We start from the raw sequence: 26,220 nt of genomic DNA, 5'->3' as shown, positions 1-26,220 counted from the left end.
GGGTCAGCTCTCCGGGGAAGCGGCGGTGGTGAACCAGTCGCAGATCTGGCTGCCGGTGACGAAGGCCACTTCGGGCGAGGCGGCCAGCGCATCCACCATATTGACCAGCTCATGCATGCGATGGGGCACGCTGATGAGATGGGGGTGCAGCCCCAGCGCCAGCACACGCGGTGAACGGGTGCATTCGGCCTCGAACAGCGCCAGCGTGTGCCTGAGCCGTTTCTCCATCTCGCCCGTGGCGTGCCGCTCGATGGCGTAGATGATGCTGTCGTTGATCTCCAGATTGTAGGGCATGGCGACCAGCGGCCCGTGGGCGGTGGTCATCCAGTTCGGCACGTCGTCCACCACCCAGTCGCAGACATAATCGACGCCCTGCGCCTTCAGGAGATCCGGCGTACGCTCGCTCTCCCGCAGGCCCGGCGACAGCCAGCCGCGCGGGCGGGCGCCCGTGAAGCCGGCGATCTTGTCGAGTGCGGCGGCGATCATCTCGGCTTCCGCATCGCCGTCCGTGTTCTGGATCGCCTTCTGGTGCAGGCCGTGGCCGATGAACTCCCAGCCGGCCCTGAGCATTGCCTCGGCGGCTTGCGGATAGGCGTCGATGACGCCGGCATTGAAACTGGTGGAGGCGGGCAGGCCACGGGCTCTGAACAGATCGAGGATGCGCGGCAGGCCCGCGCGCATGCCGTAATCCGCCCAGGAGAAGTTGGGCACGTCCGGGATCGAGCCCTGCCCGTGGGGTGGGGTGATGATGGTGCGTGGCATGGCGCGGTCGAACTGCCAGTGCTCCACGTTCACCACCAGATGGACGAGGATGCGCTTGCCGTTCAGCGGCGGCAAAGGCGGCGCGGAGGTGGAGAAGCGATAGGGAATGCGCGGGTTGGCCATGACGGTCCTCGCAGGAGAGCCTGAGGCGTTCAGCGGCAGGTGGTGCAGCCGGCCCATTGGGACATGGCCGGCCGTATGGGGGAGCGGCGCCTTAGTGCGCGCCGCGCATCTCGGACATGATCTGCGCCTTGAACGCCACGAAGGCGGGGCTGAGCAGGTCGTCGATGGTGCGCGGGCGCGGCAGGGTGATGGGGATGTCGCGGGTGATGCGGCCGGGGCGGGCGGTCATGATGCACACGCGGTCCGCGAGGAGGATCGCCTCGTCGATGTCGTGGGTCACGAACAGCACCGTGGTCTTGAAGCGCTGCCACACCTCCAGTAGCAGCTGCTGCATGGAGAGGCGGGTCTGGGCATCCAGCGCGCCAAAGGGCTCGTCCATGAGCAGCGCGCGCGGCTGCATCACCAATGCACGGGCGATACCGACGCGCTGGCGCATGCCGCCGGACAATTGCGCCGGCAAAGCGTCGTGGAAGGCATCGAGCCCCACCACCCGCAGGATCTCCTTCGCGCGGGGCTCATAGTCGGCGCGCGGCACGCCCTGAACCTGCGGCCCGAACACCACATTCTGCCAGACGGTGAGCCAGGGCAGCAGCGCTGCCTCCTGGAACACGACGCCCCGGTCGGGGCCGGGCTTCACGACGCTGCGGCCGTCGAAGCTGATGGCCCCCTCGGTCTGGCCCTCGAAGCCGGCGAGCATGTTCAGCAAGGTGGACTTGCCGCAGCCCGAGGGGCCGAGCAGGGCCATGAACTCGCCCTCGGCAAGATGCACGTCCACATTGTCCAGGGCACGGACGCCGTGGGCGCCGCCATACACCTTGGACACGCCGGTCATGGAAACGGTGCCCATGGTGGCCTCACGCGTTGAAGGATTGCAGGCGCCGCCAGCGCAGCACCGTGTGCTCGAGGCGGACGATGAGGACGTCGCTGAGGTAGCCCAGCAGGCCGATGGAGACCATGTCGGCGATCACGATGTCCATGCGGCCGACGTAATAGGCATCCCACAGCACGTAACCGAGGCCGGACTTCACGGCGACCATTTCGGAGACGATCACCGCCGTCCAGGCGATGCCGAGGCCGATGCGCAGGCCCGTGAAGATGGACGGCAGGGCGGCGGGCAGCACCACCCGCCGCATCACGGTGAGCGGGGAGGAGCCCATCATCAGCGCGGCGCGGATCCAGTTCTTTTCAACATCCCGCGTGCCGTGGGTGGTGTTGATGACGATGGGATAGAAGGCGCCGATGGTGATGAGGAAGATGGAGCCGAAATCGCTGATGCCGAAGATGGCGATGGAGATCGGCAGCCAGGCGGTGATCGGCACGGGCCGCAGCCACTGGATCGTCGGGTCCACCACCATGGCGAACAGCTTCCACCAGCCGATGGCGATGCCGAGCGGCACGCCCACCAGAATGGCCAGCGAGAAACCCTTGGCGACGCGGATGGTGGAGAAGGTGACGCTCTCCAGCCACGTGCCGGAATAGGGATTGAGGCCCATGCCCTTGGGTCCGAAGGCCCAGGTGACCCACGCGTTCCAGACCCGGTCGGGTGTCGGCAGTGCGCCGCCAAATAGCGCGCCGTCCTTGCCCGAGAGCTGCCAGAGGATGACGAGCGCGACAGGAAGGATCAGCGCCAGCACGAGGGCGCCAGCGCGCGGGATCGGCAGGCGCCAAGGTCGGCGGCCGGCGCGCGCGCCGGTGGTGAGGGTGGTCATGTCGCGGCTCCGCAACGTCTTGCCTCGCGCATCGTCAGGATCGAGGCATCCATGATATCGGCGCGGGCACCCCGGGGGAGAGGGGAGAGGGGTGCCCGCGCTCCGGAAGGTCCCTGCGGGGCAGAGACCTCCGAACGGAAGGGGGATCGGCTCAGGACTTCAGCGCCTTGTCGAGATAGGTGCTGTTCCAGGCGCCATCGATCTGGCCGGTCACGTCCTTGGGGATGACGCCCAGATCGTTGAAGGCCTTGGCCTGACGCTTCAACTGGTCCGGCGTCACCACCGGGCCGAGCTTGATGATCTCGGCGATGCGCTTGGAGATATCCGCATCGAGGCCGGTGAGGGTCTGGATGGCGGTGGCGAAGGCGGCGGGAGAGGCTTCCAGGGCCCTCATTTCCTTCACATAAGCGGAGACGAAGGCCTGAACGGCGGCGTCCTTGCCGGCGATGTTGGTCTTGTTGGCCACCAGCATGCCCAGTTCGGCGCCGGCCGCCTTGGAAGTGCTGTAATCGAGGTTCTTGGCGAAATAGCCATAGCCCTTCATCACCGGGATGGATTCGAAGGGCTCCCAGGTGACGATGGCATCCACCTCACCCTTCTCCAGCGCCTGGTCGAAATTGGCGCCGCCGCCCTGGATGTTGATGGCCTGGAAGGAATTGTAGGGCACGCCCTTCTCGATGAGCGTCGCCGCGAACTGGAACCATACGGCCGAGCCGGGCGCGATGGCGATCTTCTTGCCCTTGATGTCGTCCCAGCTCTCGAACTTGGTGCCGGTGCGGGCGATCACGTATTTGGGCGAGGACCCGACCCCCATGATACCCACGAGGGCCGTGGAGCCGTTGGCGAGAGAAATCGGAATATCGGCCGGCCCGACGGTCGCAATGTCGAGCGAGCCGGCCTGAAGTGCGGTGCGCGCATCCGCATAGCGCGCGAATTCCACGAGCTTCAGCTCCACGCCCTGCGCCTTGAGCTTGTCCGCAATCAGGATGATGGGCGCGAGATGGGCGACCTTGGCGTAGCCCACCGTCAGGGTGACGGGGGCGGCGCCCTGTGCGAGGGCGCCGGAGACGGGAAGGAGAGCCGAGGCACCAAGCCCCGAAAGTCCGGCGAGAAACGTCCTGCGATGCATGTCCTGGTCCTCTGGATTTTTGATTGGGGGACGCAACGAACGGAACGGCGTGGGAAAGGCTGGCGCTCAGGCGCCGGTAAAGCGGGGCGGTCTCTTCTCCTTGAAGGCAGCCTGACCCTCGCGATAGTCGGCGCTGGCAAAGCAGGCCGCGACGCGCGCGGCCACCGCGTCGAGGTCTCGCTCAGCTTCCGGGCGGGCGAGTTCCACCAGCGCGCGCTTGGCCGCCACAAGCGTCAGCGGCGCATTGGCGGCGATCTGGCCGAGATAGGCCGCGCTTTCGGTCTCGAAGGCCTCTGCCGCCCAGGCCCGCGCCACGACGCCGAGGCGTTCGGCCTCCGCGGCATCGAGGATGCGGGCGGAGAAGAGGATGTCGGCCGTGGCGTCTGGCCCCAGCTTGCGGCTGATGAGTTTCACGCCTTCATAGCCATAGCCGAGCCCGAGCCGTGCCGCTGGCACGCGGAAGCGGGCGTCGGCGCGGGCGAGGCGGATGTCGCAGGCGAGCGCGAGGCCGAAGCCGCCGCCGAAGCAGATGCCCCTGATGAGCGCCACCGTCGGCTTCTCAGCCCCGGCGAGGGCGGTCATGCCGGCCGCCACCGCATGGTCATAGGCTGCGACCGCCTCCGGATCGGAACGCCGCGCGCCGAACTGGGAGATATCGGCCCCGGCGCAGAAGGCCTTCTCGCCGGCACCCGTGAGCACGATGGCGCGGATGGCGGGATCGGCGGCCGCGCGCGAGATGAGGCCGGGCAGGGCCGACCACATCTCGAAGGTCATGGCATTCATCTTCGCGTCCTGCGCGATGGTGATGCGGGCGAGACCTTCCGTCGCCTCATAGAGAAGGGTGGCGCTCACAGGATGCCCTCCGCCCGGAGTGCGGCGATGCGGCCGGCGTCGAGGCCGATTTCGGCGAGGATGGCATCGCCGTCCGCGCCCTTGTCCGAGAGCGGGGCGACCACGGCCGGCGGGGTGCGCGACAGGCCGATGGGCTGGCCGACCAGCGTCACTTCGCCGAGGCGCGGATGCGTCACGCTCCGGGCAAGGCCGAGATGCTTCACCTGCGGGTCTTCGAACACCTCATCCATGCGGTAGATCGGTCCGGCGGGCACGCCTACTTCCTCCAGGCGCTGGAGCCAGTTGGCGGAGGTGTCGGCGGCGAAGATCGGCGCGAGGAGCGCCCACACCTGCGCCCGATGGGCGAGGCGCTGGGGCTGGGTGGCATAATCGGGATGCTCGGCGAGATCGCTGCGCTGGATGGCGCGGCAGAGGTCGCGCCATTGGCCGTCGCCCCCCACCGCCAGATTGATGAAGCCGTCCGCCGTGGCGATGACACCCATGGGGGTGGAATAGGGATGGTCGTTGCCGGACTGTTCAGGCACCACGCCATCCACCAGATAGCGGGCGGCCTGGAAATCGCACAGGGCGATCTGCGCCTGAAGCAGCGAAGTCTGCACCCATTGGCCTTCGCCCGAGACGTCGCGTTCGCGCAGGGCCACCAGAATGCCGGTGGCGGCATAAAGGCCGGCGGTCGAGTCCGCCACCGCCGCGCCCGCCCGCACCGGCCCCTGTCCCGGCAGGCCCGTGACCCACATGAGGCCGCCCATGCCCTGCGCGATCTGGTCGAAGCCGGCGCGGCGGGCATAGGGCCCGTCCTGCCCGAAGCCGGAGATGGAGGCGAGGATGATGCGGGGGTTGCGGGCCTTCAGCGCCGGATAATCGATGCCGAGCCGCGCCTTCACGTCGGGGCGATAATTCTCCACCACCACATCGGCCGTCTCCACCAGCTTCAGGAAGAGTTCCAGCCCTTCCTTGCGCTTCAGGTTGAGGGAGAGCGAGCGCTTGTTGCGGTGGAGATTGAGCATGTCATAGCCGTCGCGGGCCCCCGACATGCTCTCATTGGGATCGACGCCATCGGGCGCCTCGACCTTGATCACGTCCGCGCCGAAGTCCGCGAAGATGCGGCAGCAGGTCGGCCCGGCCCGCACGCGCGTCAGGTCGAGGATGCGCAGGTTGGCGAGGGCCGTGGAGGCGGCCGGACGGTCGGCCGCGGGGGCCTGTGCGGTGGCGCTCACGCGAGGGGCTCCTTCCGGGACGGATCTTTGTCGTGGGGCGGCCAAGTGTTTTCGGCCATGAGATGGTGCACGCCGGCGATGAGGGCGCGGTCACTGCCGCGGGGCCCCACCAGTTGCGCCGCCACGGGCATTCCGTTGGCATCAAGGCCGATGGGAAAGGTCACGACCGGCAGGCCGAGGCCGTTGGCGAAGCGGGTGAAGGCGGAGAGGCGATAGAGCGTGCGGCCGGAGAAGCCGGGCGTTGCCGGATCGCAGGCGGCGATGGTGGGCGTCGCGCAGGGCATGGCCGGCAGCAGGAGGGCGTCGCAGGTGGCGAAGATATCCGCCGCCATGGCCTCCGCCGCGCGTAACTGGTCGCGGCAGGCGGCGAGATGCGCGTCCGAAAGGGCGCGGCCTTTGGCGAGGCGCTTGGCAAAGAGCGGATCGGCTTCCGCTTCCGGCAGGTGCGCCAGCGACCGGGCGCTTTCTCCGATCAGCAGGTCGAGCACCGGGCCGTCGGTTGCAGCGATGAGCGGCGCGACGGGGACGTCGGTCGTGGCAAAAGACGTCCGCGCGTGATCGGCTTGCGTGCGGAAGATTGCCGCCACATCCGCGTCGCAGGCCTCCAGCAGGTCGCTTGCGAGGCCGATCCGGCGGGTGGCATCGCTGGCGACCGGCGCGAAAACCGCGGCGGCACTGTCCAGCCAGTCCGCATCAATGCCGAGGAAGCCCAGCGTGTCGAGGGTCGGCGCGAGGGTGAGTGCCCCGTCCAGCGGAATGAGCCCGGCGGTGGCCTTCCAGGACAGCACGCCGCAGCAGTGGGCGGGGATGCGCAATGAGCCCGCCGTGTCCGATCCCAGCGCCAGCGGCACCGCGCCGAGCGCAACCGCCACCGCCGAGCCGGAGGACGAGCCGCCGCAGATGCGGTCAGTGTTCCAGGGGTTGAGCGGGCGCCCCTGCCAGCGGTTGTCGCCGGACGGATCGAAGGCCAGCGGCGTCATCTGCGCCAGCGCCACGGCGCGTCCGCCTGCGGCTTCCAGCAGACCGATGACGGGGGCGGAAGCGGTGCGGGGCGAGCCCTGCGAATGGGCGAGGCCATAGGTGGGGGCGTGGCCGGCCACCTCCACCATGTCCTTCACCGCGAAAGGAAAGCGGCCGCCCGGTGCGGGGTCCAGAAGCGCGACGAAAGCATTGGAGGGGGTGGCTGCTGCGCACCGGGCGCGGGCGGAGGCGATGGCGTCGCCTTCGGTCGTCCCCTTCTCCCGCAGTGCACCTAAAGCAGTCATGCCTGTTTCTCCAGCACAGGCAGGGTAAGCTCAGGTGCGTGCTTCGCGGAATTAGAAAAGAAAGCATTCAGATTTCGCGAAATGCGCAGGCGCTAGCTCGTCAGCAACTCGTCCAGCAGTCGGCGCGTGGCGCTCGGCAATTCCTCGTTTTCCCTCAGGCAGATGGCGATCTCGCGCGCCGCCCAGGTCTCTTCCAGTCGGACGAGGGTGAGGCCCAGCGCCGTGGCGAGCGGGCGTAGCGCCGCCTCGGGCAGGATGCCGATGCCGAGGCCGTGGTGCACCATCTGGCACATTACTTCGAAGCTGCGCACCTGCACCCGTACCTTGAGGAACCGCCCCAACTCCCGCGCCCGCTCCATCACCAGCCGGTTGACGGCGGTGCCGGCTTCGAGCGCCACGAAATCCTCGTCGAGCAGGTCCGAGAAGGCGACGGCCGCCCGATCCGCCAACGGATGATCGCTGCGCACCACAACGGACAGGCGGTCAGTGGAATAGGGAAGAAGCGTCAGCCCCTCCACCGCCTGTCCGCGCACGATGACGCCGAGGTCCGCCTGCTTGCGGGTCACGGCGGCGATGGTGTCGGCCGTGGGCTGTTCTTCCAGGTCGATACGGATGTCGGGATGGCGCTTGGCGAAGTCCGCAAGGTCGGTGGCGAGGCGCTCCACCAGCGCGGAACTGGAGGCCGAAACCCGCACCCGTCCGCGCGCACCGGAGCGGTGGTCGGCGAGACCCGCCACATAGCGATCCGCCAGCATGAGCACGGACTGGGCATAGGAGAGGGCGGTCTGCCCGGCCATGGTGGGCTCGACCCCATGGGGCAGGCGGCGCACCAGAGGCATGCCCGCCTCCTCTTCCAGCAGGCGCAGGCGGCGGCTGGCGGCGGAGAGCGCCAGATTCATCCGCTCCGCCGCCTTGGAGAGGCTGCGCGTCTCGCAGACGGCGACGAACAGGCGGAGCGATTGCAGATCGTGATGCAGCATGGCGCGCATTTTGGCGCGGCCCTCCGCGCGGCGCGAGGAGAAAGCGCGCGGCCGAACTCACGCCGCCTTGGGGATCTCCAGATCCGCCCATATCTCCGAGAAATGCGCGTTGAAGACGGGATCAGCCCGCAGCGCCACGGGATCGCGTTCGCCCTTCGGCAGGCGGATCTCGTGCAGTGCTTTTACCGTGGCGGGCCGCAGCGAGAGCACGAGCACCCGGTCGGCCATGGCGATGGCCTCGCCGATGTCGTGTGTCACGAGAATGGCGCTCTTGCCCTGCTCGGCGATGATGCGTGCCACATCCGCCTGAAGCAGAAGCCGGGTCTGGAAATCGAGCGCGGAAAAGGGCTCGTCCAGCAGGATGACGGTCGGATCGAAGGCCAGCGTGCGCATGATGGCGACGCGCTGGCGCATTCCGCCGGAGAGGGTGGCGGGCTTCGCCTTCTCGAAGCCGGCAAGCCCATAGGCGGTGATGAGCTTCTGGGCGACGGCGCGGGCCTCCGCCTTTGGCGTGCCGCGCACCTCAAGGCCCAGCACCACGTTGTCCATGACCGAGCGCCAGGGCAGCAGCAGGTCCTTCTGCAGCATGTAGCCCACATGGCCGGTGGCATCGTCCACCCGCACGCCATCCACCTCGATGAGGCCGCGCGTCGGCTTCAGCAGGCCGGAGATGGCGTTGAACAAGGTGGATTTGCCGCAGCCGGAGGGACCGACGATGGCCAGCGTCTCCCCCTCATAAAGCTCGAAATCCACCTTGCGGATGGCTTCCACCGGGCCGTTCGTGCCCGGAAAGACGACGCTCACATCATCAGCCCGCAGGACGATCCGGCGCCCGCCTGATCCTTCGCTCATTGGTCGATCTCTCCGCAGAAGCCGAGCAGCATTTCGTTGAAAACGTCCGGCGTCACCGCGCTGAACGCGTGCGCGCCCCAGTCCACCTCGGCGATGCGCGCGTCCGGAATGCCTTCCGCCAGCAGGGTCGAGAGATAGGAGGGCACGAGCGCATCGTCCTTCGCCGCAGCGAGCAGCGTCGGCACGCGGATGTCCGCGAGGCGCTCGCGCCCGTCGAAGGCGAGGAAGGTCTCGATGCGGTTCAGCATGGTCTGCGTCCCGGGAAAGTGCGCCACCATTTGCGCCTCTTCCTCCTCCAGAACGGCGATGTTCTCGGCGATCCAGCGGGGCGGATAGAGGAAGAGCGGCTGCGCGCGCACATAGGCTTCCGGGCCGGAGGCGAGGAGGATGCGCTTGCGCACCTCGAAGCAGCGCCGCAGGAAGCCGTCCGCCCGCGCCCAGCCGTTGACGATGGTGAGGCTGCGCACCCGCTCGGGCGCCGCAAGCGCCAGTTCCATGCCGATGATGCCGCCGATGGCGTGGCCCGCCACATGGGCATCCTCCACGCCCGCCGCATCGAGCACCCGCGCCATGTCACGCGCCATTTCCGTGATGCTGCGCGGGCCGATGTCCCGCCCACTGCGCCCGGTGCCGGCATGATCATAGAGGATCACCTGATGCCGGGCCGCGAGGGCCTCGATCTGCGGGCGCCAGAAGCCGGCGCCCCCGCCCATGCCGGCGGAGAGCAGGATGGGCGTCCCCGCGCCGTGGATTTCATAATAGAGGTCGGCGTCGCCGCCGTGCGCATAGGGCATGGAACGTCTTCGCTTTTAACGGGATTTTGGGATGGTCAGGCGCGCAGGCGCCGTTCGATCAGGTCGATGACGCCGTACATGGCCAGCGCGACACCCATGAGCGCGGCGATGCCCACCCACACGGCGTTGAGGTCGTAAAGGACGCCGGCATAGTAGATCATGTAGCCGAGGCCCTCCTTGGAGGCGATGTATTCGCCCACCACGGCGCCGATGAGCGCGAAGCCGACGTTGAGCCGGAAGGCCGAGACGATCCACGGCATGGCGCCGGGCACGATCACCGTCCGCCAGGTGCGCAGGCGGCTGGCGCCCAGCGAGCGCATGAGCTTCACGAGGTCCGCGTCCACCTCTTTCGCGCCCTGCTGGGCGGTGATGAGGGCGACGATGAAGGTGATGATGGCGGCAATGGCGATCTTGGAGCCGAGGCCGATGCCGAACCACACGATGATGAGCGGGGCGAGCGCGATCTTCGGCAGGCCGTTGAGCGCGATCATGTAGGGCCGCAGCACCGCCGCGCCCGTGGGGAACAGCCAGAGCGTGAGCCCGGCGGCACTGCCGAGCACCGTGCCGATGGCAAAGCCGGAGATGGCCTCCCAGGCGGTCAGCGCTGCGTCACGGGCAAGTTCCCCGGAAAGGATGAGCTGCCAGCCCTTGGCGATGACGCCGCTCGGGCGGCCATAGAGGAAGACCGGCAGCCAGCCAAGGGCGACGCCCGCCTCCCACAGCGCCAGCAGGGCGAGGAGGAGGGCGATCTGGTAGAGCGCGACGCGGGAGGGGGAGGGCATGGCCACCCGCCATCCGCCGCGGTGAGGCAGGGTCCGGGCAGGGGCCATCGCCATGGCTCAGGCCCGCTTGTGGGCGATGGTGGCGATCTCCACCAGCGCGCCGGGCTTCACGAGGCCCACCTGCACGCAATAGCGCGCGGGCTTCTCGCCGGGGAAATATTCCGCATAGACGGCGTTGATGGCGCCGTAATTCGCCCAGTCTGTCAGGAAGATGTGGTTGAAGGTCACGTCCGCCATGCCGGAGCCGGCGGCTTCCAGCACGCCCTTGATGATCTCCAGCACATGCCGGGTCTGGCACGCAGCGTCCCCCAGATGGACGACGTTGTTGTCCTTGTCGAAGGGCAGGGTGCCCGAGACATAGATCACATTGTCCGCCTGCATACCGGGCGAATAGGGCGCCAGCGGCACGCCGGAGCCGGGGGGAATGATGGCGCGGGAGGTCATGGCCGGTCAGTCTTCCTTGGGAGGGATCTGCGCGAAGGCGCGGCGGAAATCGGCGACGGTGGAAACCCAGCCGAAGAATGTCTCCACATTGTAGATGGCGGCCTTCTGCACGTATTCGGGACCGGCCTGATGGGTCGCGTCCTCCAGCAGGATGCCGAAATATTCGAGGTGGAAGCCGTCGCGCAGGGTGGATTCCACGCAGACATTGGTGGCGATGCCGCAGAAGACGAGATTGCGGATGCCGCGCGCCCGCAGGATGCTGTCGAACTGTGAGTTGAAGAAGCCGGAATAGCGCGGCTTGGGCACCACGATGTCGCCGGGCTGCGGGGCCAACTGGTCCACCAGCGCATAGTCCCAGCCGCCCTTCGCCAGAAGCTGGCCCTGAAGCTCGGGCTTCTTGCGCATGGTCTTCAGCGCATTGGACTTGTGCCAGTTGGGCGAGCCGGGGCCGCCCGCCTCCACATAATCCTTGTCCCAACCGTTCTGGAAATAGATCACGGTCACGCCGGCCGCGCGGGCCGCCTCCACCGTCTCGGCGATGGCCGAAATGGCGGCCTTGGCGCCGGAAATGTCGAAGCCGGCGATATCGAGATAGCCGCCGGGCGAGGCGTAGGCATTCTGCATGTCCACGACCACGACGGCGGTTTCCTCCACCGCCACGGACAGGGGTTCGGGCCGGGCCGGCAGCACGACGGTGCGGCGGGCCGGGGGATAGCTGGTCGCAAAGGTCATCCGGCCACTCCGAAATCCTTCGCCGCCTTCAGGGCGAAGGAATTGTCCACCATCTGGGCATAGGGCAGGGCTTCCTTGATGGAGCCGCCGCCGAGTTCGAGCTGCATGTCGCGCTCCCACTCCTCCTGCGAGATGGTGGGGTTCTGGGGAATGGCGGTGCGCGAGCCGAAGAAATTCTTCGTGGCGTTGGCGATCACCGAAGGCGCAACTTTCGGGAAGTACTTCTCGGCCACCTGCGTGAAGACCGCATTGTCCTGGTGCATCAGCTTCTGCGCCTCGGCCAGCGCATTGCAGAAGCCCTGCACGGTGGCCGGATTCTTGGCGATGAAGTCCTCGCTCGCCATGGCGGAGGTGAAGCAGAGCGGGCCGATGATGTCGCCGAAGGACAGCACCGGCTTGAGGCCGAACTGTTCGGCGCCGATGGAGATGTCCCATTCGAAGGCTGTGGCGATGTCCGCGCGCCCGTCCTTCACCGCTGCGGCCTGCGCGCCCGGCGGCAGTTCAAGGAAGGTGACGCCCGCTTCCTTCGGGTCGAACTTGCCCACGGCCTTCATGGCGTAGGTGGGCACCTGGATGGTGGAGGAGGGAAATTTCAGGGTGGCGATGGTCTTGCCCTTGAGATCCTCGATGGACTTGATCGGGCTGTCGGGCCGCGCCATGGCCCACATAGAGACGCCGCCGACGATCTTGGCGATGTTCTTGATCTTGCCGCCCTCGCGCACCGCATTCACCGACATGCCGGGGCTGGTGACGCCGAACTGCGCGCGGCCGGAGAGCACCATGGGGGTGGGCAAAGCAATGCCGCCGGCGGTGGAGACATCCGCCTCCAGCCCGTGCTTGGCGAACAGGCCCTTGTCGGCCGCCACATAGAGCGTCGCATACATGCCGAGGCGCAGGGCCTCCGACACCACCACGGGCGTGCCGGCCGCGCGGGCGATGCCCGGCAGGCCGAATGTGCCCGCCGCCGCGCTGGCGAGCGAGAATTTCAGGAGCGAACGCCGGTCCATCACCATGGGAAGGCCTCTTGGAAGGAAGGCGGCGGCGCGTGGTCCCGCACCGTCCATGCTGGCGGCGTGAGGGCCGCTGCACATTCATTGTTCACGGTGAAAATGGTGGCATCCGCTCAGCTTATTAACAAGCCGGGAAAAACCAATATATTCATAAGATATGTCGATGAATATGAACTTGCGCCAGCTACGGGCCTTCGTGGCGGTGGCCCAGACCGGCAGCTTCAGCCGCGCCGCGCGCCTCCTCGGCCTCTCCCAGTCGGCTCTGAGTCAGGCCGTCCAGCAACTGGAAGCCGACCTCGGCGTGCGGCTTCTGGACCGCACCACCCGCAGCGTGCAGCTGAGCGCCATCGGGCGTGAATTCCTCCCCGGTGTGCAGCGCGTGCTGGCGGACCTTGATCACCAGTTGCAGGATCTCAGGGACCTCAAGGAGCACCGGCGGGGCCACGTGACAGTCACCTGCGTGCCCTCCGTCGCCCTGCGCCTGCTGCCGCAGGTGCTGGCGCAGTTTCAGGAGGCCCATCCCATGGTGAGCGTCGCCGTGCGCGAGGCGCCGCGCCACCAGATCATCACCGCTCTGCGCAGCGGTGACGCGGAACTCGGCGTTGCCAACGTGCCGGGCGATGATCCGGATCTCGACAGCACCTTCCTGCTCACCGACAGCTTCGCCCTCGTGATGCGGCGGGACCATCCACTGGCCGCCCATGAGAGCGTGACATGGGAGGAGGCCGGGCAGGCGGGCCTCATCGCCATGGCGCCGGGCACGGGCATCCGGCTGGAAATGGAGCGCGGCCTGCCCGCGCCCGCCGTGCCTCACCACGAGGCGGAGCATCCGGCGACATTGCTGGCCATGGTGGAGGCAGGCGTCGGGGTGGCGCCGCTTCCGGGCTTGGCCTGGCCCCGTCCGGATCACGCCGGGCTCACCTTCCGTCCATTGGTGGAGCCGCGCGTGGAGCGGCAACTGTTCCTCATCAAGCGGGCGGGCCGCGATCTCACGCCCGCCGGCCGCGCCCTGCACCGGGCGATCCTGGCCGGCGTGGCGAAGGAGGATTTTTCAGGTGCCGCCGTTCCGCGTGGCGGACGCCGCCCGCGTGGACAGTGACGCAAGGGACGGTCTAATCATCGGGAAAGGGACCATCAGCGGGGATCAGTGATGACGCGGCCGGACATCCTTGTGGTCAATCCCAATTCCAATGCGGTGGTGACCGCCGGCTTCGATGCCGCGCTGGCGCCGCTGCGCTTCTCGGACGGCCCCGCGATCCGCTGTGTCACGCTGGAAGACGGTCCCTATGGGGTGGAGACGCAGGCGGATGTGGAATCCGTCTCCTTGCCCCTGCGCCGGCTCGTGGAGCGCGAGCAGGGCGCGGGCGCCTTCGTCATCGCCTGCTACAGCGATCCGGGCCTGCATGTGTGCCGCGAGGGTACGAAAGCGCCGGTGTTCGGCATCTGCGAGGCGGGCTTGCTCACGGCGCTGGCGCGGGGCGACCGCTTCGGCGTCATCGCCATCGGCGAGGGCACCATGGCGCGGCATCAGCGCTATGTGCGCCAGATGGGCCTCTATGAGCGCTTCGCCGGGGAGCGCCCGCTCAAAATGAGCGTCGCGGAGAGCGCGGCGGGGGAAAATACGCTCGCCCGCATGATCGAGGTGGGCCGCGACCTCATGCGGCTCGACCGCTGCGATGTCATCGTCATGGGCTGTGCCGGCATGTCCCGCCACCGCCGGCCGCTGGAGGAGGCGCTGGGCGTGCCGGTTGTCGATCCGGTGCTCGCCGCCGTCACCATGGCTATCGGGGCGGTGCAGGCGGCGGGGGCCTGAAGGGCCTCAGGTGCCGTCCTTGCCGCCGCGCGCCTTGAAGGCCTCATAGGTCTCGCGCTCCATGCTGAAGCGGTCGTTCAGATGGGCATAGAGCGTCCCGCCGAGGCGGGCGATGGGCTGGTAGACCTCGTAATTGGTCCGGAGCGTGCCGGCATCCAGAATGCCGGGGCGTGTGTGGAGCGCCAGCACTTCCCCGAGCACGAGATCGCGGCGCGGACCGAAGTTCAGCGTCGTCACCTGCCGGCATTCCATGGCGACCGGCGCATCCCGAAGGCGCGGCACCGGGCCGTGTGTGCCCGGCACGAGCGCGAGGCCCAGGGCCTCGGGCTCGCCTTCCGCGCCGGGAAAATCCATGGCGGTGTCGTTCATCGCCTTGGCGGTGGCCTCGTCCGGCAGATGCACCACGAAGGCGCGGGTCTCGCGGATGTTGACCAGCGTGTCCTTCGGGCTGCCGTCGCTGCGGGTGTCGATGCCGAGCACCAGAAGCGGCGGCTCCTGCGCGAACACGTTGAAGAAGGAGAAGGGCGCCGCATTCACGACGCCCGCCGTGGAGCGGGTGGTGACCCAGGCGATGGGACGCGGCACCACGAGGCCGGTCAGCAGCTTGTAGCGCAGGTCCGGCGCCGTGGCGGCGAAATCAAAGCTCAGCCCTTCGGCCGCGTCCGTATCGCTCATGGGATCAGGCCTCCGGCGGCAGGATCACGCCCGTCTGGGTGTTGATGCGGCCATAGTGTTCGATGCGGCGGTGGCGGGCGAAATCGAACACCGTCTCCTTGCCGAAAACCGTGGCATCGAGATCGCAGGCGGCGATCACCAGTTCATCGTCCTCGGTCCTCGATTCCGCGACGATCTCGCCATCCGGATTCACGATGACGGTGCCGCCCATCAGGTGATGGCCGTCCTCGGAACCGGCCTTGGCGACGGCGATGACCCAGGTGGAATTCTGGTAGGCGCCGGCTTGCACGGAGAGCTTGTGGTGGAACATGCGCTGGGCATGGGCCTCGGCGCCCTTCTGGCCGTTCACCGACGGGGTGTTGAAGCCCAGCAGGATCATCTCCACGCCCTGAAGGCCCATCTCGCGATAGGTCTCCGGCCAGCGGCGATCGTTGCAGATCGCCATGCCGAAGATGCCGCCCATGGTGCGCCACACGTTGAAGCCGAGGTCGCCCGGCTCGAAATAGCGCTTCTCCAGATGCTGGTGGCTGCGGTCGTGGTCGTATTCCGCATGGCCCGGCAGGTGGATCTTGCGATACTTGCCGACGATGTTGCCCTTGTCGTCCACGAGGATGGACGTGTTGAAGTGGTGGCCGTCCGGGGTCAGCTCCGCATAGCCGAAGCTCATGGCCATGCCATATTCGCGCGCGGCGTCGAACAGCGGCTGGGTCGCCTCGTTGGGCATCGCGCTCTCGAACCACACGTCCGCCTCGGCGCGGTTCTCGTGGTACCAGCGCGGGAAGAAAGTGGTGAGCGCGAGCTCGGGATAGACGATGAGGTTGCAGCCGGCGGCTTTCGCCTGGGCCATCAGGGCGAGCATGCGGCCGACCACGGCCTCCCGGCTCTCCGCCTTCTGGATGGCGCCCAACTGGGCCGCCGCGACCTTGATTTCACGCATCTTCCTAGACTCCTGGGGGCCTGCGCTCCGCCGCGCCGGGCCGTTTCGCTTGAGAGGGGATCAGGTTCCGAGCCGGTGTTCCAGCCGGCTCATGAGGCGCACCACGGGCCACAGCAGGGCGAGGTAGATGAGGGCGGCCAGCATGATGGGAGAGGAATTGAAGGTCAGCGAGCGGGCCATGTCCGCCGAATAGAGCATCTCCGGCAGGGCCACGACGCTGGCGAGCGAGGTGAGCTTCACCACCTCCACCGTGTTGGACACGAGGTCCGGCAGTACGTTGCGCACCGCCTGCGGGATGATGACGTAGAACATGGCCTGCGAGGCGCTGAGGCCGGTGCAGCGCGCCGCTTCCCACTGTCCGTGAGACACGCTGTCGAGGCCGGCGCGATACACCTCGCCATAATAGGCCGAGGTGTTGAGGAACAGCGCCAGTGTCACGCAGGCGAAGGGCGAGAGGCGGATGCCCGCGAAGGGCAGCCCGGCCGAGATGGCGATCAGCAGCACCAGCGGCGGCAGGGCGCGCAGCACGTCGATGAACCCGGCCAGCAGGCCTCTCGCGAGGCGCGAGCGCGCCCGGCTGCCGAGCGCCACGATAAGGCCGCCGACGAGCCCGAGCGGGATCACCGCGCAGCACACCATCAGCGTCATGCCGAGGCCCTGGAGTACCAGGGGGGCAGCCTGCCGCATGATGTCCAGATTGAAGAACTGGAGGAGGATCGCGTCCATCAGGCCCGCCTCCACGCGAAGCGCGTCTCGATATAACGCCCGGCGATGACCACCGGCACGAAGAGGATGAGATAGGCGACCGCGCCCATCATCAGCGGCGTGGCGCTGCCGGAGAAGCTCTGGGCGGTGGTGGCCTGGTTGAGGATTTCCGGCACGCCGATCACGGTGCCGAGCGCCGTGTTCTTGGTGATGGCGATGGTACGGTTTGTGAGCGGCGGCACGGTGAGGCGGATGGCCTGCGGCAGCACGATGTAGCGCAGCGTCTGGAATTCGGTGAGGCCAGTGCAGCGCCCCGCTTCCCACTGGCCCTTGCGCACCGAGACGATGCCCGCCCAGAACACCTCTTCCGCGAAGGCCGCCAGAACGAGGGAGAGCACCAGCCACAGCACGGCGAAGCTCGGCAGGGTGAGGCCGACGTTCGGCAGGCCGAAATAGACGAGAAGGACGAGCACCAGCGGGGGCAAAGCGCGCAGGATGTCCACCATCACGATGATGGCGGCATTGACCGCCTTGAGACGGAAGCTGCGCACCACCGCCAGCGCCAGCCCGAGGGCGATGCCGGTGACGATGACGCAGGCGGCCACCTCGATCGTCACCAGCATGCCCTTGCCGATGGCGGGCAGGTAGCGCGCGATGATGACCGGGTTGAAGAAGGTTTCGAGAAAAAGCGCGCCATTCGTCATGGCGGCCTCAGCGGGTGATTTCGGTGAGGAAGGCGCGCACGCGCGGATGGGCGTCGGGGCCGAAGAGGCGGGCCGGCTGCCCCTCCTCGACCACTTGGCCGGCTTCCATGAAGACCACGCGGTCGGCATCGTCGCGGGCAAAGCGCATTTCGTGGCTGACCACCACCATGGTCATTCCGGCGTTCTTGAGATCACGCATGACGGCGAGCACGCTTCCCGCCAATTCGGGATCAAGCGCGGAGGTGGGCTCGTCGAAGAGCATCACACGCGGTTCGAGCGCGATGGCACGGGCGATGGCCACGCGCTGCTGCTGGCCGCCGGAAAGCTGGCTCGGATAATAGCGGGCGCGTTCCGCAAGGCCGACGCGCTCCAGTGCCGCCATGCCGATGGCCTCCGCCTCGGCGGCGGACTTGCCCAGCACCTTGCGCAGCGCGAGCGTGACGTTCCCGAGCGCGCTCATGTGCGGGTAGAGGTTGAACGACTGGAACACCATGCCGACGCGGCGGCGCATGGCGTTGATGTCCGTCTTGGGGTGCAGGAGGTCGACGCCGTCGACGAAGATGGAGCCGTCGGTCGGCTCCTCCAGCCGGTTCATGCAACGCAGGAACGTGCTCTTGCCGGAACCCGACGGGCCGATGATGAACACCAGTTCCTGCTGGGCGACCTTGAGGTCGATACCCTTCAGCACTTCCACCGCGCCGAAGGTTTTGCGCAGGGCGCGGATGTCGAGCATCGGCTCGGTGCGCGGGGCGTCGGATGGGGTGGTTTCAATCACAGGAGAACCGTGCCGTGGGATGGGGAGCGCGGGGCAAGAGCGCCCCGCGCTGGGTCAGGTCTTGCGGATCAGGAGCAGGAGAGCGGGTGCTCCGTCTTGTCGTAGCCGGGCATGTCCGGCACGCCGTAACCGGGGAAGATGGTGGCGGCAGCAGAGCCCGGGGCCGGCTTGGTGCCGAACCACTTCTCGTGCATGGAGGCGAGGGTGCCGTCCTTCTTCATGCATTCGATCGCTGCATCCAGCTTGTTGCGGAGCGCCACATTGTCCTTGCGCACCGGGATCGCCCAGACGAGGCCGGTGGAGTGCAGGTAGGACAGCTTGATCGCCGGGTTGTTCTTCACCGCCCAGGCCGAGACCGTATTGCCGGCGACGTTCGCATAGGCGCGGCCGGTCAGAACCGCCTGGATGGCATCGGAATTGGTGCCGTAGGATTCGACGGTCCAGCCGATCTTGTCGGCAAGGTCGCGCGCCCAGCTGTCATAGGCCGACCCCTTGTTCACGGCGATGACCTTGCCCTTGAGATCCTCGAGCTTGGTGATCTCCGGCGCGTCCTTCTTCACCACGAACTGGAAGTCGGTGTTGAGATAGCCCTCGGTGAAGAGGAGCTGTTCGGCACGATCCTTGTTCACGGTCACCGGAGCCGCGATGAAATCGTAGGTGCCGGCCTGCAGGCCGGGCACGAGACCGGAGAACTGGGTAGCGTCGATGGTGACCTTGGTACCGAGTCGCTTGGCCAGCTCATTGGCGAGGTCGATGTTGAAGCCCTGCACGCCGCCCGAGAGGTTCGGCATGGCATGGGGGGCGAAGGTGCCGTCCACGCCGGTCTTGAGGCCCGCATCCTGCGCCAGCGCAGAAGTGGCGGCCCAGGGAAGGGCGGCGAGGGCCATCGCGAAGGCGGCGGCGCGGGTGCTCTGGAAGGTCTTGCGCATCGTTGGGTGTCCTGTGCCTGGACGCGGGCCCTGGCGATTTGCGTCGCCACCCGCCGGGTCCGCTACGCCTTGCGCAGTGGGGCTTTGCAAGGGGTGCGAGAAATAGTATGCCGGTGGTATTCCATGTCGGTCAATTGGATTGCATGCTCATTTTTTATGCGGTCCATGCCCCGAGAACAGCAGGAGCACGCTGAGGATGGTCACGGAGACAGACGCGGGAACGGCCGCACCCCGCCTGACCGAAGTGGCCTATCGCCAGTTGCTCGACATGATCCTGAGCGGCGCGCTGGAAGCCGGTTCGCTGGTGCAGGAGCGCAAGCTTGCCAAGCAACTCGACGTCTCCCGCACGCCTTTGCGCGATGCGCTCTTTCGCCTCGAAGGCGAAGGACTGCTGATCCGGCGCGGCGAAGGTGCGCTACAGGTCAAGACCGTGACGCTGGAGGATTACAGCCACGCCTTGCGGGTGCGCCTCGTGCTGGAGCGGGAAGCCGCGCGCCTGGCTGCCGGCCATGTCCCGCCGGTGACCCTTGCGGCGCTGCGGGCGCGGATCGAGGCGGTGACGCAGCATGAGGAGGGCGACGATCCCCATCCCAGCCGCACCGATCTCGATGGGACGGACGACGACCTGCACGACGTCGTCGCCAATGCCAGCGGCAATCCTCTGCTCGCAGAACTCATCCGGCAGGTACGCCAGCGCTCGCGCCTCTTCGGTCTCGAACGCCGGCCGCGCCGCATCGGCGAGATCGCCCGCGAGCACCTCGCCATCCTCGACGCTGTGGCCTCCGGCGATGCGGATGCGGCCGAACAGGCCATGGCGCGCCACATCGGCAATGTGATGGAAGATCTGCGCCAGCGCTTCTTTGATCGCCGCTGATCGGTGCCCTTCCGGTCTTCGGCGTGCCGTGTATGGTGCGCGCCCAAGCCGGACGAGACGATGATACCCTGGACGCTGATCGACACCGCACCTCTGCCGGGCGGCGGCACCTTGCGCCTCAAGCAGCGCGGCACAGAATTTTCCATCATGCTCGGCACCAACGAGCTCATGAACAGCCGCCTGTTCGGCTCCGAGGAGGCGTTGGCGCGCCTCGCCTGCGAACGGCTGGCGGGCCGGGCCCAGCCCCGCATCCTCATCGGCGGTCTCGGCATGGGCTTCACGCTCCGCGCTGCGCTGGCCGTGGCGCCTGCGGATGCCGCCATCACCGTGTGCGAACTGGTCCCGCAGGTTGTGGACTGGGCGCGCGGACCCATGGCCGAGGTGTTCGCCGGCAGCCTCGATGATCCCCGGGTGCGCCTGCATGTGGGCGACGTCGCCCCCCTCATCGCCCAGAGCCGTGCCGCCTTCGACGCCATCCTGCTCGATGTGGACAATGGGCCCGAGGGCCTCACGGTCGAGAGCAACGACCGCCTCTATGCGCCGGGCGGCCTCGGCCGGACGAAGGCGGCGCTGGTGCCGGGCGGCGTCCTGGCGGTGTGGGCCTCGGCGCCGGACGAGCGCTTCACAAGGCGCCTGCGCACCGCCGGCTTCCAGGTGGAGGAGCAAGCCGTGCGGGCTTCAACCAAGGGGCGCGGCGCCCGCCACATGATCTGGCTCGCCGCCGCCTGAACCGGGCGCCACCACATCCCATCGGGTATCATATCGTTAACAATGGGTGAGTCGGCGCGGCAGGAGACGGAACGGCGCATGGCACAGCAGGCCGATTTCTTCGCCTTGCTCAATGTGGACGAGCGGCAGACGGATCTGTTCGGCGCTGAGCGCCCCCGGCGCAAGGCAGCCGCAAAGCCGCGCAAGGGGCCGGCGCTGGCCTTCGACGCCCGCCACGACAGCTATGTCCACGAACTTGAGGAGACCGGCCGCTTCCGGGTGCTGCGCCGGCTGGAGCCGCGCCGGGTCGTTCCGCGGGCGCTGGAACTCGGCGAGAAGCTTGCGGTCATCGTGGATACCGAAACCACCGGCCTCGATCACACCAGGGACGAGGTGATCGAGCTCGGCATGGTGGCTTTCACCTATCGCGAGGGCGGCGCCATCGGCGATGTGGTGGACACCTTCAGCGCCCTGCGCGAGCCGACCGTTCCCATCAGCCCCGTCATCACCAAGCTGACCGGCATCACGCCGGAAATGGTGGCCGGGCAGAGCATCGATCTTGAGGCGGCAGCCCGTTTCATCCAGCCGGCCTCCATCGTCATTGCCCATAACGCCCGCTTCGACCGACCCTTCTGCGAGCATCTGGTGGAGGGCTTCGATGTGAAGCCCTGGGCCTGCTCGGTGGTCGAGGTGCCGTGGGCGGACTTCGGCTTCGAGGGCACGAAGCTCGGCTATCTCATCGGCCAGTGCGGCATGTTCCACAATGGCCATCGCGCCGTCGATGACTGTCACGCCTTGCTGGAAGTGCTCGCGGCCCCGCTCAAGGAGGCGACCGGCACCGCCTTCGGCCGCCTGCTGGAAACCGCCCGCCGCCCGCGCTTTCGCGTCTGGGCCGAGAACAGCCCCTTCGACATGAAGGACGCGCTGAAAGCGCGCGGCTATCGCTGGAACGACGGCTCCGACGGTCGCCCGAAATCCTGGTACCGCGAGGTTGAGGACGAGGCGCTGGGCGAGGAGATCGCCTTCCTGCGCGAGGAAGTCTATCTGCGCGCCGTCGAGCCCTATGTGCAGAAGCTCACCGCCATGAACCGCTACAAGGCCTGACGCAGCGCCATTTCCAGTGCTCGCCGGCGCGGTTATCCTCGCTTTCGGGAGCGGGGGCGCCGATGGGCTGGCAGCGATGGTGGCGATGGCTTCTTGTGGCCGGCGCGGCGGGCCTGCCGCCGGCTGTCGCCGCACCGTCCAATGTCGATGGCAGCGATGTTCGGGCGCGTTTCCTGCCGGCCGCGGCCTGCGAGATCCGTGAACGGCTCAGGATCGTCGGAGCGAGACCCAACGGCCCCCACCGATTCGTCATCGTCGAGGCGCGCCGCATCGGGCAGGCCTACGTACAGTGCCTGTTCGTGAAGGACGGCGGACTGCTCTGCGAGGTGTCGTCCGGCTTTTACGGACGCCCTAAGGACCGGATGGAGGTCACGCCAAGCGTTGCGGCGATCCTGTCCGGTGCCGGGTTCAGCACCGATGGATCCCATGGCAATTTCCAACGCATGCGCCCGACCGACGATGTGCCCGCGCGGATCGAGGAAGCGGCGCAAGTCTTGGCCGTTGTTCTGCACGACCTTTATGGTGCGCGGACGTTGGATGACCTCAAATATCAGGTGGCCGATGCTCCCCGTCTGGCGAATGCCCGGCTGTGCGGCGGCATTTCACGCGCTCCGTCCGGCGGTGTGGAGATCGCCCGCCGCTGAGCCGCGCACCTCAGCTTGAAACACGGGTGAGTTTCGGCTTGGAGATGGAGGTCGCGGCCACCTGGATTTCCTGCGCCAGCTCCGCCTCGGCGCGCTCCGGGGTCCAGCGGCTGGTGGGCACTGAGATGTTGATGCCCGCGACCGGGCGGCCGTGCTCGTCGGTGATGGGGGCGGAGATGGAGATGTCGCCCATCACCGTCTCGTTCACGATCATCGCATAGCCGCGCTCTCCCGCCTGCCTCACACGCGCCAGAAGCGCCTCGGGATCCGTCACCGTGAAGGGCGTGCGGGGCGAGAGATTCGTGCGGGCGAGAATCTCCCGCTGCTCCTCTTCGCTCAGCTGCGACAGCATGGCGGTCCCCGAGGAGGTGAAGAAGGTGGGCAGGCGGCTGCCGACCACGATGTCGATATTGTTCATGTGCTGGCCGGGGAATCGGGCGACGAACACCACCTCCGGCCCGTCCAGCTCATGCAGGTTGGTGGTCTCCCCGAGCCGGCGGCTGATGTCGAGCAGATAGGGCGAGGCCTTGTCGATCAGCTCATTGGCGCGGATGTAGCTGTAGGAGAACTGGAGCACCTTGGAGGTGAGGGCATAATTGCGCGTGTCCGGCACGCGGCGGATGTAGCCTAGCGTTTCGAGCGTGTGCACGAGCCGCTGCGCGGCGCTCCGGTCGAGGCCGGAGGCGCGCGCGATGTCGGCCAGCGTCATGAAGCGCAGCGGCCCGTCGAAGGCATGCAGCACCTGGAAGGCCTTCTCCGTCGAGCCGACGAAGAGCGAGGAGCGCTTCTTCTCGGCGACCGCCGCGCCGGCATCCGCGCGTTCCGTACGGACGGGGGAGGGAGCGGCGGGCTTGGCACTGGCTGGGCGGAGGGAGGTCCGGCTGGGCTTGCGCATGATGCCTTTAAATTTCGGGTTCGCCGCGCGGCCGTCAATGGCAATGCAGATGCACAATACGGCCGCGCGGCCTTCGGGTTCAGGAGGCGAGGGCGTGCGGAACGCATTCGAATTCCTGCAACAGCGGTTGAAGTTCCTTCCTCAGCCGCGCGGCGAGATCGGGTGCGGCGGAGACGAGCGGCGCCAGCATGCGCGGGGCATCCACGCCGATGAGATCCATCACCGCCTTCATGGGGCCGGGGTTGGTCTCGGCGAAGGCCATGTTCATCAGCGGGATCAGGCGGCGATGCAAAGCCAGCGCGTCCTGCGTCTTGCCGGCGAGGGCAAGGTCGAAGATCTGGCGCCAGGCGTTCGGCACCAGGTTGGCCGTCACCACGATGCCGCCCTTGGCGCCGGCCGCCACGTGCAGCGGGAAGAGCGTGTCCTCGCCGCTGAGCATGGTGAAGCTCTCGTCCACGCCCGCGACCGTGCGCAGGAAGTGGTACATGTCGGTGTTGCACGCCTTCATGCCGATGATGCGCTCATGGCGGGAGAGCTCGTGCAGGATCTCCGGATTGATGGCAATGCGGGTACGGTAGGGGATTTCATAGATGAGGATCGGCACCGGCGAGGCATCGGCATAGCGCAGGAAATAATCGCGGATGCCGGCCTGGGTCGGGTTCGTGTAATAGGGCGTGAGCACCAGCAGGCCGTCCACGCCCGCCGCCGCAAACTCACGGCCCGCCTGAAGCGCGTCGTGATAGCCGGTGTCCAGAACGCCGGCGATCACCGGGCCCTTGCCCGTCATGGCCTCCGCGGCGAGACCCGCGAACTTGATGCGCTCGGACCGCGGCAGGGCGCCGTATTCGCCCGTGCCGCCGAGCGGGACGAGTCCGTCGATCCCCTGCTTCAGTAGCCAGGAGAACAGCGCCTTCGAGGCGCCCACGTTGATGGTGTCGTCCGCGTTCACCGGCGTCGGAGTGGCCGGAAAGATGCCGCGCAGTTGGGAAGAGGTCAGCATGGAGAGCCCTGGGTCTGTGACGGGGTTTGCGGTCAGCTGGCGAGGCTGCGCCGGCGCAGCCGGTCGGCAACGAAGATCAGCACCGCGATGAAGATGAAGAGGCAGGTCGAAACCGCTGCGATCATGGGGGACACCTGGAGCGTCACCTCGTCCCAGAACTGCTTGGGCAAGGTGGCGTTGAGGCCGCCGGAGGCAAAGAGCGCGATCGTCAGCTCGTCGAAGGAGGTCGCGAAGGCGAACAGGAAGGACGACAGCATGCCCGCCCCGAGGATCGGCAATGTCACATAGCGCAGCGTTGCGAGCGGGCGCGCGCCCAGGCTCTGGGCCGCGAGATCGAGGCGGGTGTCATAGTTCCGCAGCACCGCCATCATGGTCATCACCACATAGGGCACGGCGACGACCGTGTGGCCGAGGATGAGGCCGAGGGCCGTGCCGACGAGGCCGATGCGGGCGAACATGTAGAACAGGCCCACAGCGATGATCATGCGCGGCACGACGATGGGCGACAGCACGAAGGCGAGGATCGCGCCCTTGCCCTTCATGTCGCTGCGCACCAGGAGGAAGGCGGCGGGCGTGCCGATGAGCATGGCAAGGAAGCCGGTGCCGAGGCCCACCAGCAGCGAGCGCATGAGCGCCTGCCCCCAGACGGGCGACTGGAGCATCTGCTCATACCATTCCAGCGTGAAGCCGCGCGGCGGCCAGTTGAGTCCGCCCGAGCCGAAGGACAGCGGGATCATGAGCACGGCCGGAAGGCTCATGAGCACGAGCAGGGCGACGACGAAGAAGACGAGGGGGAGGGGTGCCTTTCCGCTCGCCGTCTTGCGGTGGGGAAAGAGCGAGATCAGCGCGTCGCTGGCCGTGCCGAGGGCGGTGAGCAGGGCATCGCCGATCCGCTGCGAAAGACCGCCGGAGGTGGCCTTGGCCGGGCGCGTGCTGCCCGAGCCGGTCATGGTCGAGAGGCCGACGAGCTTGTCATAGGCGAGGAAGACCACCAGCACGACCACCAGCAGCAGCACCGAGATGGCGCCGGCGAAGCCCCAGTTCATGGTCTGGAGCACCTGGTCGATGATGAGCTGCGTGATCATCGTCTCACGCCGTCCGCCGAGGAGGGCGGGCACGATGAAGAAGCCGATGGCGGTGACGAACACCATGATGGCCGCCGCGGCAACGCCCGGCAGAGAGAGCGGGAAATAGATTTTCCAGAAGGCCGTGCCGGGCCGCGCGCCCAGCGTCGAGGCGGCGCGGGGCAGGGTGCGGTCGATGTTCTCCATCACCGAGAGCATGGTGAGGATGGCGAGCGGCATCAGCGCATGCACCATGCCGATGATGACGCTGCTGAAATTATAGAGGAGGTCGGCGGGCTGGTCGGCGAGGCCGAGGCTCAGCAGCAGATGGTTCACGACGCCCCGGCGGCCGAGGATGACGATCCAGGCGAAGGCGCGTACGAGGAAGCTGGTCCAGAAGGACAGCAGCACCCAGAACAGCAGCCGCGCCTTGCGCTCGGGGGCGGAGACGGAAATGAGATAGGCGATCGGATAGCCGCCGATCACCGACAGGAGCGTGGTGATGGCGGAGATCTTCAACGTGATGAGCAGAACGTTGATATAGAGGGGCGAGGAGAACAGCGGCGCGTAGGCCTGAAGGCTGAAGCCCTTGGCGCCCCAGACGCTGAGCAGCAGTAACTGCCCCACCGGATAGACCAGGAAGACCAGCAGCAGCACGATGAGCGGCGCCGCCATGAGCGCGCGGCCGAACGCCTTCCGGCGGGCCGCGGCGCGGGCGGGAGCGGAGAGTGCGGTGCTCATG

The 26,220-nt window shown here is 67.6% G+C and carries 29 protein-coding genes; 6 read left to right on the top strand and 23 right to left on the bottom strand.

What is annotated here, in order from left to right; genetic code table 11:
• Window positions 1–3: 3 nt before the first annotated feature.
• The 14 genes from AZC_RS12960 to AZC_RS12890 form a co-directional block, all read right to left on the bottom strand.
• Window positions 4–885 carry a polysaccharide deacetylase family protein gene (locus AZC_RS12960; RefSeq protein WP_043879313.1) on the bottom strand — a complete coding sequence of 294 codons (882 nt, stop codon included), beginning with the start codon at window positions 883–885 and terminating at the stop codon, window positions 4–6.
• 91 nt (window positions 886–976) lie between these two features.
• The gene (locus tag AZC_RS12955; protein WP_012171030.1) at window positions 977–1,732 is read right to left on the bottom strand and encodes an ABC transporter ATP-binding protein; all 756 of its coding nucleotides are present in this window, start codon (window positions 1,730–1,732) and stop codon (window positions 977–979) included.
• Between the two features lie 7 nt (window positions 1,733–1,739).
• Window positions 1,740–2,594 (bottom strand): ABC transporter permease, encoded by an 855-nt coding sequence (locus AZC_RS12950; protein WP_081433981.1) that lies wholly within the window; start codon window positions 2,592–2,594, stop codon window positions 1,740–1,742.
• Between the two features lie 151 nt (window positions 2,595–2,745).
• Window positions 2,746–3,723: an ABC transporter substrate-binding protein gene (locus AZC_RS12945; protein ID WP_052285925.1), complete on the bottom strand. Its 978-nt coding sequence runs from the start codon at window positions 3,721–3,723 to the stop codon at window positions 2,746–2,748.
• A 66-nt stretch (window positions 3,724–3,789) separates the two neighbouring features.
• On the bottom strand, window positions 3,790–4,575 hold the full coding sequence (locus AZC_RS12935; protein WP_012171027.1) for an enoyl-CoA hydratase: 786 nt from the start codon (window positions 4,573–4,575) through the stop codon (window positions 3,790–3,792).
• Window positions 4,572–5,792, bottom strand: coding sequence for a CaiB/BaiF CoA transferase family protein (locus tag AZC_RS12930; RefSeq protein WP_012171026.1), 1,221 nt, complete (start codon window positions 5,790–5,792; stop codon window positions 4,572–4,574). Before AZC_RS12930 ends, AZC_RS12935 begins: the two co-directional genes overlap by 4 nt.
• Window positions 5,789–7,057 carry an amidase gene (locus AZC_RS12925; RefSeq protein WP_012171025.1) on the bottom strand — a complete coding sequence of 423 codons (1,269 nt, stop codon included), beginning with the start codon at window positions 7,055–7,057 and terminating at the stop codon, window positions 5,789–5,791. Before AZC_RS12925 ends, AZC_RS12930 begins: the two co-directional genes overlap by 4 nt.
• A 92-nt stretch (window positions 7,058–7,149) precedes the next feature.
• Entirely contained in the window at window positions 7,150–8,046 is an 897-nt protein-coding gene (locus AZC_RS12920; protein ID WP_012171024.1) for a LysR family transcriptional regulator, read from the bottom strand.
• A 48-nt stretch (window positions 8,047–8,094) separates the two neighbouring features.
• Window positions 8,095–8,889: an ABC transporter ATP-binding protein gene (locus AZC_RS12915; protein ID WP_012171023.1), complete on the bottom strand. Its 795-nt coding sequence runs from the start codon at window positions 8,887–8,889 to the stop codon at window positions 8,095–8,097.
• On the bottom strand, window positions 8,886–9,683 hold the full coding sequence (gene rutD, locus AZC_RS12910) for a pyrimidine utilization protein D (protein WP_012171022.1): 798 nt from the start codon (window positions 9,681–9,683) through the stop codon (window positions 8,886–8,888). The genes AZC_RS12915 and rutD overlap by 4 nt, the downstream gene beginning before the upstream one ends.
• Window positions 9,684–9,718: 35 nt before the next feature.
• On the bottom strand, window positions 9,719–10,465 hold the full coding sequence (locus AZC_RS12905; protein ID WP_148209845.1) for an ABC transporter permease: 747 nt from the start codon (window positions 10,463–10,465) through the stop codon (window positions 9,719–9,721).
• A 57-nt stretch (window positions 10,466–10,522) separates the two neighbouring features.
• A complete protein-coding gene (rutC, locus tag AZC_RS12900) occupies window positions 10,523–10,909 on the bottom strand; it encodes a pyrimidine utilization protein C (RefSeq protein WP_012171020.1) in 387 nt (128 codons plus the stop codon).
• A 6-nt stretch (window positions 10,910–10,915) separates the two neighbouring features.
• Window positions 10,916–11,641, bottom strand: a complete 726-nt coding sequence (gene rutB, locus AZC_RS12895) for a pyrimidine utilization protein B (protein WP_043879312.1) — start codon at window positions 11,639–11,641, stop codon at window positions 10,916–10,918.
• Window positions 11,638–12,654: an ABC transporter substrate-binding protein gene (locus AZC_RS12890; RefSeq protein ID WP_043879311.1), complete on the bottom strand. Its 1,017-nt coding sequence runs from the start codon at window positions 12,652–12,654 to the stop codon at window positions 11,638–11,640. The genes rutB and AZC_RS12890 overlap by 4 nt, the downstream gene beginning before the upstream one ends.
• 160 nt (window positions 12,655–12,814) lie before the next feature.
• On the opposite strand from AZC_RS12890, the gene AZC_RS12885 reads away from it, so the two are divergent.
• Window positions 12,815–13,750, top strand: a complete 936-nt coding sequence (locus AZC_RS12885) for a LysR family transcriptional regulator (protein ID WP_052285924.1) — start codon at window positions 12,815–12,817, stop codon at window positions 13,748–13,750.
• 51 nt (window positions 13,751–13,801) lie between these two features.
• On the top strand, window positions 13,802–14,464 hold the full coding sequence (locus AZC_RS12880; RefSeq protein WP_173362973.1) for an aspartate/glutamate racemase family protein: 663 nt from the start codon (window positions 13,802–13,804) through the stop codon (window positions 14,462–14,464).
• A 6-nt stretch (window positions 14,465–14,470) separates the two neighbouring features.
• Here the strand turns inward: AZC_RS12880 and AZC_RS12875 are convergent, their stop codons facing one another.
• The 6 genes from AZC_RS12875 to AZC_RS12850 form a co-directional block, all read right to left on the bottom strand.
• Entirely contained in the window at window positions 14,471–15,139 is a 669-nt protein-coding gene (locus tag AZC_RS12875; protein WP_012171015.1) for a flavin reductase family protein, read from the bottom strand.
• Between the two features lie 4 nt (window positions 15,140–15,143).
• Window positions 15,144–16,076 carry an N-carbamoyl-D-amino-acid hydrolase gene (locus AZC_RS12870; RefSeq protein WP_012171014.1) on the bottom strand — a complete coding sequence of 311 codons (933 nt, stop codon included), beginning with the start codon at window positions 16,074–16,076 and terminating at the stop codon, window positions 15,144–15,146.
• A gap of 60 nt (window positions 16,077–16,136) precedes the next feature.
• A complete protein-coding gene (locus AZC_RS12865) occupies window positions 16,137–16,802 on the bottom strand; it encodes an amino acid ABC transporter permease (RefSeq protein WP_012171013.1) in 666 nt (221 codons plus the stop codon).
• Entirely contained in the window at window positions 16,802–17,485 is a 684-nt protein-coding gene (locus AZC_RS12860) for an amino acid ABC transporter permease (RefSeq protein WP_012171012.1), read from the bottom strand. The genes AZC_RS12865 and AZC_RS12860 overlap by 1 nt, the downstream gene beginning before the upstream one ends.
• Before the next feature lie 7 nt (window positions 17,486–17,492).
• Window positions 17,493–18,218, bottom strand: coding sequence for an amino acid ABC transporter ATP-binding protein (locus tag AZC_RS12855; protein ID WP_043879310.1), 726 nt, complete (start codon window positions 18,216–18,218; stop codon window positions 17,493–17,495).
• Window positions 18,219–18,328: 110 nt separating this feature from the next.
• Window positions 18,329–19,189: a transporter substrate-binding domain-containing protein gene (locus tag AZC_RS12850; protein ID WP_043879309.1), complete on the bottom strand. Its 861-nt coding sequence runs from the start codon at window positions 19,187–19,189 to the stop codon at window positions 18,329–18,331.
• 196 nt (window positions 19,190–19,385) lie between these two features.
• Here AZC_RS12850 and AZC_RS12845 point away from each other — a divergent pair, with 196 nt between their 5' ends.
• From AZC_RS12845 to AZC_RS24420, 4 genes are all read left to right on the top strand, one after another.
• Window positions 19,386–20,063 carry a GntR family transcriptional regulator gene (locus tag AZC_RS12845; RefSeq protein WP_043879308.1) on the top strand — a complete coding sequence of 226 codons (678 nt, stop codon included), beginning with the start codon at window positions 19,386–19,388 and terminating at the stop codon, window positions 20,061–20,063.
• A gap of 60 nt (window positions 20,064–20,123) precedes the next feature.
• Window positions 20,124–20,792, top strand: coding sequence for a spermidine synthase (locus AZC_RS12840; protein WP_012171008.1), 669 nt, complete (start codon window positions 20,124–20,126; stop codon window positions 20,790–20,792).
• Between the two features lie 78 nt (window positions 20,793–20,870).
• Entirely contained in the window at window positions 20,871–21,875 is a 1,005-nt protein-coding gene (locus AZC_RS12835) for a 3'-5' exonuclease (protein WP_012171007.1), read from the top strand.
• 62 nt (window positions 21,876–21,937) lie between these two features.
• Entirely contained in the window at window positions 21,938–22,519 is a 582-nt protein-coding gene (locus tag AZC_RS24420) for a TY-Chap domain-containing protein (RefSeq protein WP_012171006.1), read from the top strand.
• Window positions 22,520–22,529: 10 nt separating this feature from the next.
• Here the strand turns inward: AZC_RS24420 and AZC_RS12825 are convergent, their stop codons facing one another.
• The 3 genes from AZC_RS12825 to AZC_RS12815 form a co-directional block, all read right to left on the bottom strand.
• Window positions 22,530–23,414: an IclR family transcriptional regulator gene (locus AZC_RS12825; protein WP_043880289.1), complete on the bottom strand. Its 885-nt coding sequence runs from the start codon at window positions 23,412–23,414 to the stop codon at window positions 22,530–22,532.
• Window positions 23,415–23,493: 79 nt separating this feature from the next.
• Window positions 23,494–24,414 (bottom strand): 4-hydroxy-tetrahydrodipicolinate synthase, encoded by a 921-nt coding sequence (gene dapA, locus AZC_RS12820; RefSeq protein ID WP_012171004.1) that lies wholly within the window; start codon window positions 24,412–24,414, stop codon window positions 23,494–23,496.
• 32 nt (window positions 24,415–24,446) lie between these two features.
• A complete protein-coding gene (locus tag AZC_RS12815; RefSeq protein WP_012171003.1) occupies window positions 24,447–26,219 on the bottom strand; it encodes an ABC transporter permease subunit in 1,773 nt (590 codons plus the stop codon).
• Window position 26,220 lies beyond the last annotated feature (1 nt).

Source organism: Azorhizobium caulinodans ORS 571, from assembly GCF_000010525.1.
Lineage (GTDB): Bacteria > Pseudomonadota > Alphaproteobacteria > Rhizobiales > Xanthobacteraceae > Azorhizobium > Azorhizobium caulinodans.
This window is presented reverse-complemented; position numbering and strand designations above follow the sequence as displayed.

Coding starts and splice junctions, on each gene's coding strand:
- AZC_RS12960 (WP_043879313.1), bottom strand. CDS start 885: ATGGCCAACCCGCGCATTCCCTATCGCTTCTCCACCTCCGCGCCGCCT.
- AZC_RS12955 (WP_012171030.1), bottom strand. CDS start 1,732: ATGGGCACCGTTTCCATGACCGGCGTGTCCAAGGTGTATGGCGGCGCC.
- AZC_RS12950 (WP_081433981.1), bottom strand. CDS start 2,594: ATGACCACCCTCACCACCGGCGCGCGCGCCGGCCGCCGACCTTGGCGC.
- AZC_RS12945 (WP_052285925.1), bottom strand. CDS start 3,723: ATGCATCGCAGGACGTTTCTCGCCGGACTTTCGGGGCTTGGTGCCTCG.
- AZC_RS12925 (WP_012171025.1), bottom strand. CDS start 7,057: ATGACTGCTTTAGGTGCACTGCGGGAGAAGGGGACGACCGAAGGCGAC.
- AZC_RS12920 (WP_012171024.1), bottom strand. CDS start 8,046: ATGCGCGCCATGCTGCATCACGATCTGCAATCGCTCCGCCTGTTCGTC.
- AZC_RS12915 (WP_012171023.1), bottom strand. CDS start 8,889: ATGAGCGAAGGATCAGGCGGGCGCCGGATCGTCCTGCGGGCTGATGAT.
- rutD (WP_012171022.1), bottom strand. CDS start 9,683: ATGCCCTATGCGCACGGCGGCGACGCCGACCTCTATTATGAAATCCAC.
- AZC_RS12905 (WP_148209845.1), bottom strand. CDS start 10,465: ATGCCCTCCCCCTCCCGCGTCGCGCTCTACCAGATCGCCCTCCTCCTC.
- rutC (WP_012171020.1), bottom strand. CDS start 10,909: ATGACCTCCCGCGCCATCATTCCCCCCGGCTCCGGCGTGCCGCTGGCG.
- rutB (WP_043879312.1), bottom strand. CDS start 11,641: ATGACCTTTGCGACCAGCTATCCCCCGGCCCGCCGCACCGTCGTGCTG.
- AZC_RS12890 (WP_043879311.1), bottom strand. CDS start 12,654: ATGGTGATGGACCGGCGTTCGCTCCTGAAATTCTCGCTCGCCAGCGCG.
- AZC_RS12885 (WP_052285924.1), top strand. CDS start 12,815: ATGAATATGAACTTGCGCCAGCTACGGGCCTTCGTGGCGGTGGCCCAG.
- AZC_RS12880 (WP_173362973.1), top strand. CDS start 13,802: ATGACGCGGCCGGACATCCTTGTGGTCAATCCCAATTCCAATGCGGTG.
- AZC_RS12875 (WP_012171015.1), bottom strand. CDS start 15,139: ATGAGCGATACGGACGCGGCCGAAGGGCTGAGCTTTGATTTCGCCGCC.
- AZC_RS12870 (WP_012171014.1), bottom strand. CDS start 16,076: ATGCGTGAAATCAAGGTCGCGGCGGCCCAGTTGGGCGCCATCCAGAAG.
- AZC_RS12865 (WP_012171013.1), bottom strand. CDS start 16,802: ATGGACGCGATCCTCCTCCAGTTCTTCAATCTGGACATCATGCGGCAG.
- AZC_RS12860 (WP_012171012.1), bottom strand. CDS start 17,485: ATGACGAATGGCGCGCTTTTTCTCGAAACCTTCTTCAACCCGGTCATC.
- AZC_RS12855 (WP_043879310.1), bottom strand. CDS start 18,218: ATGCTCGACATCCGCGCCCTGCGCAAAACCTTCGGCGCGGTGGAAGTG.
- AZC_RS12850 (WP_043879309.1), bottom strand. CDS start 19,189: ATGCGCAAGACCTTCCAGAGCACCCGCGCCGCCGCCTTCGCGATGGCC.
- AZC_RS12845 (WP_043879308.1), top strand. CDS start 19,386: ATGGTCACGGAGACAGACGCGGGAACGGCCGCACCCCGCCTGACCGAA.
- AZC_RS12840 (WP_012171008.1), top strand. CDS start 20,124: ATGATACCCTGGACGCTGATCGACACCGCACCTCTGCCGGGCGGCGGC.
- AZC_RS12835 (WP_012171007.1), top strand. CDS start 20,871: ATGGCACAGCAGGCCGATTTCTTCGCCTTGCTCAATGTGGACGAGCGG.
- AZC_RS24420 (WP_012171006.1), top strand. CDS start 21,938: ATGGGCTGGCAGCGATGGTGGCGATGGCTTCTTGTGGCCGGCGCGGCG.
- AZC_RS12825 (WP_043880289.1), bottom strand. CDS start 23,414: ATGCGCAAGCCCAGCCGGACCTCCCTCCGCCCAGCCAGTGCCAAGCCC.
- dapA (WP_012171004.1), bottom strand. CDS start 24,414: ATGCTGACCTCTTCCCAACTGCGCGGCATCTTTCCGGCCACTCCGACG.
- AZC_RS12815 (WP_012171003.1), bottom strand. CDS start 26,219: ATGAGCACCGCACTCTCCGCTCCCGCCCGCGCCGCGGCCCGCCGGAAG.